Genomic DNA, 13,058 nt, shown 5'->3' with positions numbered 1-13,058 from the left:
AATAAATCCAAATCGGCCCTAACCTAGATCGTTTCAGGGATACGACTTTTATTTTATTGGAAGAAAGACCGTCTTGCCCGAAGCTGCACTTTCCTTAGCGGCTTGCAGGATCTCCATTGTGAGCAGGTTGTTCTCCAGGGAATAGGGATCAAAAGCTTCGAGCGGAGTGTGACCTCGAACGACCGCGAACAAAACTGAAAAAGGATCATCAAAGGGCTTGGCTCTTGCGGGAAGATCCATCTTTTCTTCGGAAAATCCGCTGTAGCCCTCTGCCATTCTAATTCGAAGATGGCTTCCATCATCTGCAAAAATCGCCCCGGTTTGTCCGTAAATCTCCATATCCTTTCGGCCAATCGGCCAGTTCCAGGAGGCCTCGATGATCGTCTGCGAATTACCGTAAGCGAGGATGATGGTGGCTTCGTCGTCCACCTTGGGATTATCAGCCGGGTTCAGCTGCTGGGTGATGGCTGTTACAGAAAGTGGCCGCTGCCCATCCAAAACCCAGGTACTCAGATTGGCACCGTAGCAGCCAAAATCCATCAAGGCGCCTGCTCCATTCAGTACAGGATCGGTAAGCCATTCGAGAAACTCCGGTCCGACTCCGATCTGCTTCGGCCCACGATGTCCGTCGCGCACTACGATCTTGCGCACCTCGCCGATTCTGCCGGATTGGAGTAGCTCCAATGCTTTTTCATTGCTAGCATACCAGCTCGTCTCGTAATTGGTCAGAAGATAGATCTGGTGCTTTTTGGCTAACTCTGCCATTTCTTTCGCGTGAGCAAAACTCACCGCAAGCGGCTTCTCCACCATCACGTGGATCCCACGTGGCGCACAAACCTGGACGATTTCGAAATGATGAAATGTCGCCCCGAATCCCGTCACGGCCTCAGGTTTCATCTTTTCGACCATCTCCTCCACGCTGTCAAAAACGATTTCCATCGGAATTTTGTGCTGCTTCGCGTACTTTTCCGCCAATTCCCGATTGGGTTCTGCGATCCCGACAATTTCGATATCCGGGCGCTTGTGCGCATTCAATACCCAACCGACATGACCGTGATGCAGTCCGGCGACTCCTATTCTCAGGGGGGCTTCTTGAGCAAAAGAATAGGTCAGAGAAAACAAGAGCAGGATAAAAGTCATCGTAAAGTTTTTCATATTGGAATTTAACTCAGATTCCCAACTTTTCACAAGACTTCGAAGCTCTGCGGAGGGTCTGGGCGTTCGAAAAAGAATATCAGCCAAACCCCGTTTGCAATAATCAGTAGGACTGCTTTTTTTTAAATCCCCTTTTTTATGCCCAAATCTCCTTACCTCTTCACCACTCCACGCTTAGGTTTTCGCACTTGGCAACCCTTTGACTTGGATGATTTCTCAGTGATCAATGCTGACAAGGAAGTCATGCGCTATTTTCAGAAACCACTTTCCCGTGAGGAAACCCAAGCTATGATCGACCGGATGCTTCGTCTTTTTGACGAAAAAGGCTACTGTTATTTTGCTGTGGACTTGCTGGAAACCAAAGAGCTGATTGGTACTATCGGGCTGGGATGGAAGACTTTTGAAGCAGACTTTACCCCATGCGTGGATATCGGCTGGAGGATTGGCAAAAAATGGTGGAACCAGGGCTTGGCTACAGAGGGTGCATCGGCCTGCTTGGACTTTGCAAAGCAAAAAGGAATCGCTGAGGTGCTTTCGATGGCCTCAGCTGGAAATGCTCCTTCGATCGAAGTAATGAAAAAAATCGGAATGTGCTACTGGAAGGATTTTGACCACGCTGAGCTCTTAGCCTATCCGGAGATCCAGCGCTGTAGTTTGTATAGGATTAGTCTTTGAGGTACAAACGAATTCAATCTTCTGGGAATGCGGAAATCAATTTTGAAAGAATCGACGATAAACCAAAAAACAGAACAAATTCCCAAATGAGTATTTTGATCTCAATCGAAGTTCAAAAACATGAAAGCAAATGCTCCAGAAAATCGATTCCTATTCAAATCTCTTTTTAGGGGAAGCTTACAGGAGAAGATGTTGAAGGGCTAAAACAGTTGGGATGTATGCGGGGAGGGACAAGTTTCGGTGGGTGGAGATCCGCCTGCGGACGGACAACAACTGATCGGAGCGGGTGATTTTACAGAGCGAAGCCCGGCGATCTTGGCAGTCTTGGCGCTAGGCGTATTTCCGAAAGGCGCGCAGCGCTGTGATCTGCTTTTGTAGGAATCGGTGGATGTCAGGGCTAGGCCCCTTTTCTTTGGAATGTGTGGGATTTTTCTACGTTGATGTCGGGGCCAGCGTCCCTGGTAGGCGAAGTCAGAAGAGTAGCTAAAAAGGGAGTCTTACGGTGAAGAGAAAGACGACCCAGAACGGGTCAGATGTTTATAGCCGATACCGATGGAAATTAGGTGCGACCCCATCGGGGTCGAATGTTATCTGCGGCCTTATGTTCCATAGACATGCAATCCCTTCGGGATTTTCCCCAGGGAATTCTTGTTTACAACGAGCTATTGACAAGCAAGGGCTGAAAGTGCACAAGTACCGAATAATCCAGCCAGTCTGCTCTTCGCCTCTGGTGATATTGCCAATTCGAAGGAATAGGAAGGCGTAATGGCAAACTATGCCGAGATGACGGCAAACGCTCAGAGAGGAAATTTCCTGCCGATACCTCAGGAAGTTTTGGGCGCATTCGTTTCTTTCAAAAGGACGGAAGCAGTGCGAATTTTGACTGCTTATTCAGGCTTTAATTCACCGGCAATAAAGATTTGCCAGATGACTGGCAATCACTTTGAAACCTGAATACTCTATCGGTTTGTTAAAATAGTCGACGCCAGCCTGGCTAAACAGCAATTTATCGGCGGGATTTTCTCCCGATGAGAGCACCACAACAGGAATAGCACTGAGATAAATATCTGCTTTTATACGTTCAAATGTCTGTATCCCATTCAGGTAGGGCATGTTCAGATCAAGCACAATAAGGCAAGGGAGAGTTTCGGTTTCTTGTGCAAGTTTCAACGCTTCAAGGGCCTTTAGCCCGTCAACTGCAAAAGTTAAATTAACATCAGGAGCTATCGTTTCCATCGCTTCCCGCAAAAGCTCCCTATCGTCCGGATCGTCATCTACATGGAGAATTACTTTTCCGTTAAATTTCATTGAGTACTGTTTTCCGTGTTTAGAGCATGAATGTATGACTTTTCCTGTTTAATCGGTAGATACAGAATTACATTGGTCCCGCGATCCGGTTGGCTTTCCAATGAAATAGTGCCTTTATGGTTTTCCATTATTTTTTTGCAAAAAGACAGGCCGACTCCCTGCCCTTCGCCAGAATGCAGCTTACGGAAAAATTCAAATGCCTGCTCCTGATACTTGTCATTGAATCCAATTCCAAAATCCTGAATCGTCAGCTTCAGATAAGGAGTGTACTTGTATTGCTCGGACATTTGCCGAAACTGGTTCAATGAAACGATACTTGAATATATCGTCACCTGTACTGCATTGCCCGGCTGTCTAAATTGGACTGCATTTGCCAGAATCTCCCGTATCAACACTCCCACCTGCGCTTTACAGGCTTCGATGATCGGGATTTCATTGGATTCGATGCTCAGATCCAGGTCGGGATTTTCAAATCTTATTTTTGTCTCCTCGGCCTTTACCAGCTCGAGAATATTCACCTCTTCAAGGGTCAATTGTTCATTGGAAAGCCAGACGTATTGCTGCAAACCTTTCAGTTTAGCTTGCATATCCTCCGCGATCTTTCTGATGCGTAAAACATCCTTTTGACTTCCATTTTCCGTGAATGCGCTGGAGAAATACATGAGTTTTCGCACAGGCTCCTGCAAAGTATGCGTGACTAGATGGTTGATTTGCCTTAGCTCCTGATTCTGAATGTTAGCTAAAGTAACCTGATTGTCCAGCATTGTGCTTTGTTTCGCAAGGTCATCCTTGGCTGCTTTTAGTGCGGTGTTTTCGGTCAGGGCTTTTTCTGCGGCATTCTTTGCGGCTACTAGTTCATCTTCGTATTTTTTCCGCTCTTTGATGGGAATCCCAGCATAGTGTAAATGGTATCCCTCACCGACATCAGTTCTTACTGCGTTGATCAGTACGGCAACATCTTCGCTGGATTTAGTTTTGAGCGTGATGTAAATTTCTTCCGCATGTCCCTTTAGCTGTAGCAAAGGATAAAAGTGAGTTTGTTGAAAAATGCGGGTAGCCAGTGAAAATATCCTTTCGGCTTTTTGTCCTATTAATTCTTCGCGGCTATAGCCCAGAAACTTACAAAGTGTCTGGTTGGCTTCGATGATTACTCCTTCGGAAGAGGAGGAAAAGCAAACACAGGGATTGTTCTGATAGAAATCGTGCATCAACTCTTTAATCTCAGAAACTCTTTCATCAGTTCAATCACTTCGTCGGGATGACTCATGTGGGGGCAGTGTCCGGTGGCTTTCATCACCTTCAGAGAGCTATGCGGAAGGCTTTTAGCCAAATATTCGCCGATCTCAAGCGGTGCAATCATGTCTTCAGCGCATTGTAGCACAAGTGTCTCTATCGTATTAAATTTCAGGTCCTGCCGATTGTCGCTCAGGAATGTAGCCTCCGCAAAATTTTTTGCAATTACGGGATCTGTAGAACAAAAACTTTGGGTCAGCTCCTCGCCCAGATGCGGGCGATTAGCATTTGCCATTACATTTGGTCCAAGGAAGTTTGCCCAACCTATATAGTTCTTATCCATCATCTCCAGCAGCCCTTCAATATCCTTACGTTCAAAACCACCTACATAAGCTCCTTCATTGACGTAACAGGGCGATGGGCCGATCATTATCATCTTGCTGAAATATTTCGGCTGCTCGATACCCGCCAACAGACCTACCATTCCGCTGACAGAATGGCCTACAAAGATGACGTCATGAAGCTGGAGCTCTTCGCATATTTCCAATACATCTTTTACGTAGCCCTGCAAGGTCGCATATCGTTCGGCGATATAAGCGGAGATATCCGACTTACCCGAACCCACGTAGTCGAAGAGGATAATTCGATAATCCGATTCAAAAGCTGGCGTCACATAACGCCACATATTTTGGTCGCAACCGAAACCATTTGCAAAAAGTAGGGTTCGAGTGCCGCTACCAAGAATTTTGACGTTGTTTCTGATTGAAATAGAGTTGGGTTGATTTTGAACAAGCATGCTAGATCCCGTGTGAATATGGTTAATGATACCAAATTATTTCAAAAAAAAATTTGATGCATCTGACCAACGTAGTCAAAGTTACCACAATCTTTCCAAAGTAGATCTCTGGATGAAGTGGAGTACCTTAGCGGCGGGAGAAACATCCAAGTAACAGAAGCTGGCGCTTCCTTCTCCCCCGAGCTGGGAGCAGTTTGCAACTCCCAAATAGCCCAAGCGATCAATAATCGGCTACTTTAGTACTAGTGATGGATTTGCAAATTGCAAACTCGAAGGGATAGGAAGGCGTTTTGCTCCCTATGGCTATCGCGGACAACGCCTAGGAACTGGTCAAAACCACACTCACGAGGGCGTAGCCCCGTGATCTTGGTAGTCTTGACGCCAGGTATGGTTACGTACAGCGCGTAGCGCTGTGATCTGCTTTTGTAGGAATCGGTGGATGTCAGGGCTAGGCCCCTTTTTGGAATGCGTGTGATGTTTTTTCTACGAAGATGTCGGGCTAGCGCCCCTGGTAGGCGAAGTCGGAAGCATAGCTAAAAAAGGGAGTCTTACGGTGAAGAGAAAGACGACCCAGAATGGGTCAGATGTTTATAGCCGATACCGATGGAAATTAGGTGCGACCCCATCGGGGTCGAATGTTATCTGCGACCTTATGTTCTATAGACATGCAATCCCTTCGGGATTTTCCCCAGACAATTCTTGTTTACAACAAGCTGTTAAAACGCCTTTCGGCTGAAAGAGACCTGATTGTTAGGGATTTGGCAAAATTCAAGTCGCAGTTAAAACAGGAGGTAGGTTTCTTTGAAAAAGAATACTTTTCGGAAAAAAAGAAAAGGATCGAAAAACTGATGAAAGCCAATGAAAAAGTCCTGAAAGAGGTGGAATATCAAATTGATCAAATTTTAGATTCAGATTCTGAGCTCAAGAAAAATCTGGATCGAATTACAGCCATCGAAGGAGTGGGAAGACAAACGGCAGTAGCTACTCTGGTGGCAACTGAAAACTTTACCAAATTCACTGACCCCAAAAAGTTCGCCTGTCATTCTGGATGCGCCCCATTCCGATATGAATCAGGGACCAGCCGGAGATCAGCCCATAGAGTCTCCCATAAGGCTGACAAAAACCTCAAACGGATCTTCCATATGGCAGCAGTATCAACACTAACCCAAAAAGGAGAATTAAGGCAATATTACGATCGAAAAGTAGCCGAAGGGAAGGATAAAATGTCAGTAATCAATGCAATAAGAGCCAAACTCATTGGGCGAATTTTCGCAATCATCAATCAAGGTAGAGAATATGAGAAAAAATATATCCATCCCCTTGCTTAAACCATAAGAGTAGAGGGGAGATTTTTTTAAATTAGAAATTAGATCAATTTGTTTATCTTTAGTCCGATGGTTGATTCCTGCCTTCCAAAGCAAGGGTTATTGCGGAGGTAGCTAAATTTAAAGAAAGCATATTATTTGTAAGGTTAATTGTTTAATTTAATTATGAAGAAAGACATTTTTGCTGGAGTTTTTTTAGGACTGTTGATTGGTTTCATGGTAGGCCTATCAATGTCAAATGTTACTGGATTGATATTAGGGGCATTAACGTCTTTGTTGGCTGCATTTTTCGGGTTTAAAGAGAACAGTCAGAGTGCTAGAGGAAATCAAGTACTTATAGGGACTTTTAGTCTCTCATGCTTAATTGCAGTATTTTTTGGGATCTATATGCGTACCCAGAATGTCTTATCGCCATCTTTGAATGAAGAAGTCAAAGTTTACCAAGAACTTGGATTTTCAACTGATGAAATCAAAAAAATAGTCCTTTTAGAAAAAACTGGATTAGTTCCAAAGGATTTTGAATTTAATAAAGATGCAAAATCTTTCCTCGGGGAAACCGTTTTAATGGCGTCTAGTAGTAATGAGGTATTGCTTTTATGCAATAATATTACGGACAGTTCTACATTGATGGAAATCAAAGAATTATACATGAATGCAGGTTTAAAATATCAGGGTTTTTTAGAAGATCTTGAATCTGTATCAAAAAATGATGATGAAACAAAGGAGGTGTTGTTGTTAATAAATAAATTATTATGTTCCGAATAATTGTATTTCTATACTTTCTATTTTTTTTGAAAATAGGAATAGCTTTTGGGCAAGTTAAAAAGGATATTGCTAATACAATAGTTAGAGTTAAATCGGGAAGTAAAATATCAACAGGATTTTTCTGGAAAGATGGTAATACGATAGTAACTACCTTGCATGGTTTGGCTGACAAGAATAATGTGTCTGTTTTTGTTCATACTAATGGAACAACGGGTAGATGGTTTCCTGCTACTATAGAAAGGACGTTAATGAAATCAGATTTAGTAATACTTAGGGCGGAAAGTGCATCCAGATATTTTCTTACTGAAATTCTTGAGAATCCTCCAGTTGACACAGATGTATTTACAGTAGGCTATAATGGTAGTATACCAAATTTTTTGGATAAAGATTTTGTGATAGGCTTGTCTCAAGGTGGAAACCTTCAAGACATCTTGCCGGAAAAGGCTAAAAATGAAATTCGAAATTTACGTTTCCCTAGTTTAACAACCAAGATCCTTTATCTAAAGGGTAGCTTAATTCATGGTTTTTCAGGATCACCGATTGTTGATCAAAGAGGTAGGTTGGTGGGTGTCTCAAATGGTGGGCTAGAAAATGGGGCATCATCAATTAGTTGGTGTATGCCTTCATCATATGTTTTAGAACTAGAAAATTCAAATGAACTACCTCCTTCATCGCACCAAGCTTTAAATGCAAGTATACTTTTTTCTGGCAATGATGAAATGAGTGAGGATTTTTTGATTTTTAAAGATTTTAAATTTCAAAAAATGAAAACTAGAACATTTGATGAATTGAGTAGAACTGCGAATTATTCTGCTACAAATGAATTGGGATTTGAATACTTGCTTAATTCCCTCAAACAAGGTGGGATTTTATATGATGATTTTAGCTATGATATTTACACTGAGGTCAGCTCTGGGGCAACTATTGCTGTTCCTTCTGGGCTGGATTTATTTACGGAGAACGGAAGATTAGTTGGTAGGGATGGGAGTGCAATAATTTATATTGCAATGGAGGAGTTTTCGGATATAAATGTCACGACAAATTTATTTTTAAATGAGCTAAATATGATCACTGGAAAGAGAGGGCCTAATTTTGGAGAATATAGTTGGCTCAATGATGATACTTGGTCATACAGTCGGCCATTTTATAGAATTGATGGTACAAGTATTCATCGGGCAAGTTTTCATTGTTTTGTTCAAGATCAATATTTTACGCCTTTATTCAATGATTATTTATTTCGAGTTTTTGCTAGTAAAAGAAATGTATTCCTCGGCTATTATGTAATAATGAATAGATCTATTTATTTGGGAAACAATGGAAAAATTCAATATTTAAATCCGGAAATGCATGCAAAGTATCATTTAGCAGCGCATTTAACAACTTTTTCTTTTAATTGATTTTGACATTCCTCAGTTAAGCAAGGTTTATAAGATAAACCCTATTCAAGCAGCAATTTTTAATTTAATATGATGGAGTGGTGAAAAATTGCAGAGCATATCTCCGCACCGCCAAAAAAAAAATCCCCTCCAGATTGCTCCAGAGGGGATTTTGATTTGAGATTGAAGATTTGGGATTTGATGCCAAGTGACGCTCCCTAATTTTTCAATTTTTTTATGTTTCAATTTTTCAATCCATCAAGATCGAATATCGAACGCCGAATGTCGAACACTGAAGATCAAGAGTGGCTCTCAACCCAAACTCTCGCATTCACAAAAGCCTCCATCCATGGTGTAAAATCATCATTTCTATCAGCAGGGTAGTGAGCCCAGTTCCACGGCTTCAGGCTGCGCTCGATGTGCGGCATGATTGCCAGGTGGCGGCCATCCACGGAGCAGATCCCGGCGGCGGAGTAGCCTGAGCCGTTCGGATTGCCCGGATAGGCTTCGTAGCTGTACTTCATCGCAAACTGATAGTCGGCGGCATCCTTGGGGAAGTAGAAGTTGCCCTCACCATGCGCCACCCATACGCCGAGACGCTGTCCACTGAGGGAACCTAGCATCACGGATTCGTTTTGCGGGATGGTCACGTTGACGAAGGTGGACTCAAACTTATGGCTGGCGTTGTGCAGCATCTTCGGCTTCACGTCGTGATCCGGGGTTACCAGGCCAAGTTCGACCATCAGCTGGCAGCCGTTACATACGCCCAGAGAAAGCGTGTCAGGACGAGCGTAGAAGTTGTCTAGTGCTTGCTTGGCCTTAGGATTGTAAAGGAAGGCACCGGCCCAGCCTTTGGCCGAACCCAAAACGTCAGAGTTGGAGAATCCTCCCACGAAGACGATCATCTGAACGTCGCTCAGGTCTTCTCGTCCTGAGATCAGGTCGGTCATGTGTACGTCCTTCACCTCGAATCCAGCCAACCAAAGGGAGTAAGCCATCTCACGATCGCCATTCACACCTTTCTCACGGATGATGGCTGCTTTCGTTTTACCCTTCTCAGTTCTGAAAGGGTCAAGCCCCGCTGCCGCAAAGTCACCTTTCCAGCCTTCTGCAAACTCGAATGCAAGCGGCTGCTTTTTATAATTGTCAAAGCGGTCTTTTGCAAGTTTCTCTCCGCTTTGCTTTCTGTCCAATAAGTAAGAAGATCTGAACCATACATCGCGAAGATCAGCGATGTCCAGCGTCAGGTCTTTTCCTGCAAACTCTATGTTTCCAGTATCAGTCACTTTCGCCAGCTCCACATAATCAATGTCGGCTTCCACCAAAAGGGTCTCTACTGCATGGTCATCCGCTACCTGAATCAGGATTCCCGGATTTTCGGCAAATAATGCTTTCACCATGTCTGCTTCATGAAGGCGATTCAGTTTTACTTTCAAGCCTATATGCTGCACCGGGAAGCACATTTCCAAAAGGGCTGTTACCAATCCTCCGGAAGAAATGTCGTGTCCTGCCAGGATCCAAGTCTGGTCGATCAGGTCCTGAACTGCCGTAAATGCTTTCGCGAAATATCTAGGGTTTTTGACGTCCGGAGTTTCTGTTCCAACTTTATTTAAGGCCTGATAGAAACTGGAACCCGCCAGTTTGAATTCGTCCTTGGAGAAATCTATGTAAAGGATTCTACTTCCTTTGATAGGTTTCAGGGCGGTTTTCACAGTTTTCTGCACATCAGAGCATTCACCCACGGAGGAGATGATCACCGTTCCTGGAGAGTACACCGTCTTGCCGTCGGGGTATTTCTGAGTCATGGACAGGGAGTCTTTTCCCGTAGGGATATTCACACCCAAGTCAATCGCAAACTTGGAAACTGCCTCAACTGCTCTATACAGTCTGTCGTTTTCGCCTTTGTTTTTGGCAGGCCACATCCAGTTGGCCGAGAGGGAGATGCCCTGCAATCCGTCCTGAATATGCGCAAAGATCAGGTTGGTCATCGCCTCGGCAATTGCCAATCGGCTGCCTGCCTCAGGATCTGCCAAGGCTGCCACCGGTGCATGACCGATGGAAGTGGCAATTCCTTTGTTTCCGGTGAAGTCAAGCGCCATCACGGCCACGTCATTCAGCGGAAGTTGGATCTCGCCGACGGTCTGCTGCGTAGCCACACGACCGGTCACGGAGCGATCGACTTTGTTTGTCAACCAATCCTTGCAAGCCACCGCCTCGAGTTGAAGCACTTCCCGCACATATCCTTGGATCTGCTCGGCTTCATAGCTTGCTTCCGCAAAAGAAGCGTTAGTCGTATCGTCCTCCAGGACGGTTTTGGGCGAAGAACCGAACATGTAGCTCAGGTTCCAGTCCACCGGCTTCTCACCGGTCTTGCTGTTTTCGAATTTGAAATGCATGTCTCCCGTGGTCTCGCCCACCACATAGAATGGCGCACGCTCGCGGTCGGAGATCTGATGCAGTGTGTCTACGTCTTTTTTGCCGATCACCAATCCCATACGCTCCTGGGATTCGTTTCCGATGATTTCCTTGGCGGAAAGAGTAGGATCTCCCACCGGCAATTGGTCGATGTGGATGGTGCCGCCCGTGCTTTCCACGAGTTCGGAAAGGCAGTTCAGATGCCCGCCCGCCCCGTGATCGTGAATGGAGATGATCGGATTGTTTTCGCTCTCAGCCATGGCGCGGATCACGTTGGACACCCGCTTTTGCATCTCAGGATTGGAACGCTGGATTGCGTTTAGCTCGATTGCGTTGGAAAGTTCACCGGTATTCAGGGAAGACACCGCCGAACCGCCCATTCCGATTCTATAGTTGTCGCCGCCCATGATCACGATCTGATCACCAGCTTTTGGCTCGTCTTTTTTGGTGTATTTGGCATTGGTGAAGCCCACGCCACCAGCGAGCATGATCACTTTGTCAAAGCCGTGATGCTTGCCATCTTCCTCATGCTCGAAGGTCAAGAGAGAGCCGGAGATCAGCGGCTGACCGAATTTGTTTCCGAAATCTGAAGCTCCATTGGAAGCTTTGATCAGGATATCCATTGGGGTTTGGTACAGCCAAGGGCGCTCACCAAGCTTGCTTTCCCAAGATCTTCCTTTCTCCGAGCGGGGATAGGAAGTCATGTATACAGCCGTTCCTGCCAAAGGAATCGAGGCAGTTCCGCCAGCCATACGGTCTCTGATCTCTCCACCTGCTCCTGTGGCCGCACCGTTAAATGGCTCCACGGTAGTCGGGAAGTTGTGGGTTTCAGCTTTCAGGGAGATGACCGTATCGATCTCGCGTGTCTCGAAGAAGTCAGCCTGATGGGCTGTTTTTGGCGCAAATTGCTGCGCTTTTGGTCCGGCTACAAAGGCCACGTTGTCCTTGTAGGCCGAAGCGATCCGGTTGGGATGCGCTTTGGAAGTTTCTTTGATGAGTTGGAAAAGCGTCTGCGGCTTTTCCACTCCATCTATGATAAAGGTACCATTGAAGATCTTGTGGCGACAGTGCTCGGAGTTGACCTGTGAAAAGCCGAAAACCTCAGAATCCGTCAGTGGACGGGCCAGCTGCTTGGACACATTGTCCAGGTAGTCGACTTCTTCTTGGCTCAGTGCCAATCCATGTTCTTTGTTGTAGGCGGCGATATCGCTGATCTCGACGATCGTCTCGGGCTGCAGGTGGATGTCAAAAATCTCCTGATCCAGCCCATCAAAGGCATGTTGAAGCATCGGGTCGATCTGTTCGCCTTCTTGCAATGGAAAGAACTCCTCGATCCGGATTATGCCTGCGATTCCCATGTTGACGGTAATTTCCACGGCATTAGTCGACCAGGGGGTAATCATTTCCTTGCGGGGGCCGGAGTAGCTACCTTCGACTTTTTCGCCTGAAATCGCTTTGGCTCCGCCAAAAAGCCAGGTGAGTTTTTCGATGTCTTCAGAGCTGAATGGGTGAGGAACTTGAACTCCGTAGATGAGTTTCTGAGGGGATTCAAAGAAGAAAATCATGTCCTTGGGCTGGTAAGCCGCAAAGGTACGGAATTGGGGGGAAGGTTGAAAGGTTGTTTGGAGGGGAAAAGATGAAAGTATCAAGACGCCAGTATCGAGACGCATCGCGCTAGAACCCAGAAACAAAGGGACAAGGAAGTTGCTATCGGGCCGAGGACGCGGGACAGAAGCGGTGGCCAAGTTCAAATTTCATCTCGAAATACGAATCGTCGCCCAAGGGGGTATGGGGAATTTGTCATAGAGCCAAGATGCAAGAACCAAGAATCGAGACACTAGTTTAGAGACGCAAGATTCTAGTAACAAGACACAGGAAGTTGCTGGGAGACGGAGGACAGAAGCGGGGACCTACCCCTTCTTGGTTTGAGAGTGTTCAATTAAGTGTGTCTGCTAAATTCACAACAAATGAAAAAAAGACAGACAATTGAGGATTTGTTAAATGATCCCA

General features: G+C 45.4%; 10 protein-coding genes. 5 read left to right on the top strand and 5 right to left on the bottom strand.

Annotation, left to right across the window (positions count from 1 at the left end):
* Nucleotides 1-48 precede the first annotated feature (48 nt).
* Nucleotides 49-1,155 carry a Gfo/Idh/MocA family protein gene (locus ABD031_RS12380; protein WP_343851888.1) on the bottom strand — a complete coding sequence of 369 codons (1,107 nt, stop codon included), beginning with the start codon at nucleotides 1,153-1,155 and terminating at the stop codon, nucleotides 49-51.
* Between the two features lie 138 nt (nucleotides 1,156-1,293).
* Here ABD031_RS12380 and ABD031_RS12375 point away from each other — a divergent pair, with 138 nt between their 5' ends.
* Both ABD031_RS12375 and ABD031_RS12370 read left to right on the top strand, forming a co-directional pair.
* Nucleotides 1,294-1,830, top strand: coding sequence for a GNAT family N-acetyltransferase (locus ABD031_RS12375; RefSeq protein WP_343851886.1), 537 nt, complete (start codon nucleotides 1,294-1,296; stop codon nucleotides 1,828-1,830).
* A gap of 240 nt (nucleotides 1,831-2,070) precedes the next feature.
* Entirely contained in the window at nucleotides 2,071-2,208 is a 138-nt protein-coding gene (locus tag ABD031_RS12370) for a hypothetical protein (protein WP_343851884.1), read from the top strand.
* A gap of 525 nt (nucleotides 2,209-2,733) precedes the next feature.
* Here ABD031_RS12370 and ABD031_RS12365 read toward each other — a convergent pair.
* The 3 genes from ABD031_RS12365 to ABD031_RS12355 are packed head-to-tail and all read right to left on the bottom strand — an operon-like array spanning nucleotide 2,734 to nucleotide 5,167.
* Nucleotides 2,734-3,138 carry a response regulator gene (locus ABD031_RS12365; protein ID WP_343851882.1) on the bottom strand — a complete coding sequence of 135 codons (405 nt, stop codon included), beginning with the start codon at nucleotides 3,136-3,138 and terminating at the stop codon, nucleotides 2,734-2,736.
* On the bottom strand, nucleotides 3,135-4,346 hold the full coding sequence (locus ABD031_RS12360) for an ATP-binding protein (protein ID WP_343851880.1): 1,212 nt from the start codon (nucleotides 4,344-4,346) through the stop codon (nucleotides 3,135-3,137). Before ABD031_RS12360 ends, ABD031_RS12365 begins: the two co-directional genes overlap by 4 nt.
* On the bottom strand, nucleotides 4,346-5,167 hold the full coding sequence (locus ABD031_RS12355) for an alpha/beta fold hydrolase (protein ID WP_343851877.1): 822 nt from the start codon (nucleotides 5,165-5,167) through the stop codon (nucleotides 4,346-4,348). The genes ABD031_RS12360 and ABD031_RS12355 overlap by 1 nt, the downstream gene beginning before the upstream one ends.
* A gap of 848 nt (nucleotides 5,168-6,015) precedes the next feature.
* Here ABD031_RS12355 and ABD031_RS12350 point away from each other — a divergent pair.
* The 3 genes from ABD031_RS12350 (at nucleotide 6,016) to ABD031_RS12340 (ending at nucleotide 8,654) form a co-directional block, all read left to right on the top strand.
* Entirely contained in the window at nucleotides 6,016-6,495 is a 480-nt protein-coding gene (locus tag ABD031_RS12350; RefSeq protein WP_343851875.1) for a transposase, read from the top strand.
* 162 nt (nucleotides 6,496-6,657) lie between these two features.
* Nucleotides 6,658-7,257 carry a hypothetical protein gene (locus ABD031_RS12345; protein WP_343851873.1) on the top strand — a complete coding sequence of 200 codons (600 nt, stop codon included), beginning with the start codon at nucleotides 6,658-6,660 and terminating at the stop codon, nucleotides 7,255-7,257.
* Nucleotides 7,245-8,654, top strand: a complete 1,410-nt coding sequence (locus ABD031_RS12340) for a S1 family peptidase (protein ID WP_343851871.1) — start codon at nucleotides 7,245-7,247, stop codon at nucleotides 8,652-8,654. The genes ABD031_RS12345 and ABD031_RS12340 overlap by 13 nt, the downstream gene beginning before the upstream one ends.
* Before the next feature lie 278 nt (nucleotides 8,655-8,932).
* Here ABD031_RS12340 and purL read toward each other — a convergent pair whose 3' ends face one another.
* A complete protein-coding gene (gene purL, locus ABD031_RS12335) occupies nucleotides 8,933-12,613 on the bottom strand; it encodes a phosphoribosylformylglycinamidine synthase (RefSeq protein ID WP_343851869.1) in 3,681 nt (1,226 codons plus the stop codon).
* Nucleotides 12,614-13,058 lie beyond the last annotated feature (445 nt).

Source organism: Algoriphagus jejuensis (assembly GCF_039523455.1).
Taxonomy (GTDB): domain Bacteria; phylum Bacteroidota; class Bacteroidia; order Cytophagales; family Cyclobacteriaceae; genus Algoriphagus; species Algoriphagus jejuensis.
The sequence above is the reverse complement of the archived record's forward strand: the minus strand, read 5'-3'. Positions and strand labels throughout refer to the sequence as shown.

Bases quoted from the DNA above. Each gene is read 5' to 3' on its own strand.
- ABD031_RS12380 (WP_343851888.1), bottom strand. From the start codon at position 1,155: ATGAAAAACTTTACGATGACTTTTATCCTGCTCTTGTTTTCTCTGACC.
- ABD031_RS12375 (WP_343851886.1), top strand. From the start codon at position 1,294: ATGCCCAAATCTCCTTACCTCTTCACCACTCCACGCTTAGGTTTTCGC.
- ABD031_RS12365 (WP_343851882.1), bottom strand. From the start codon at position 3,138: ATGAAATTTAACGGAAAAGTAATTCTCCATGTAGATGACGATCCGGAC.
- ABD031_RS12360 (WP_343851880.1), bottom strand. From the start codon at position 4,346: ATGCACGATTTCTATCAGAACAATCCCTGTGTTTGCTTTTCCTCCTCT.
- ABD031_RS12355 (WP_343851877.1), bottom strand. From the start codon at position 5,167: ATGCTTGTTCAAAATCAACCCAACTCTATTTCAATCAGAAACAACGTC.
- ABD031_RS12350 (WP_343851875.1), top strand. From the start codon at position 6,016: ATGAAAGCCAATGAAAAAGTCCTGAAAGAGGTGGAATATCAAATTGAT.
- ABD031_RS12345 (WP_343851873.1), top strand. From the start codon at position 6,658: ATGAAGAAAGACATTTTTGCTGGAGTTTTTTTAGGACTGTTGATTGGT.
- ABD031_RS12340 (WP_343851871.1), top strand. From the start codon at position 7,245: ATGTTCCGAATAATTGTATTTCTATACTTTCTATTTTTTTTGAAAATA.
- purL (WP_343851869.1), bottom strand. From the start codon at position 12,613: ATGATTTTCTTCTTTGAATCCCCTCAGAAACTCATCTACGGAGTTCAA.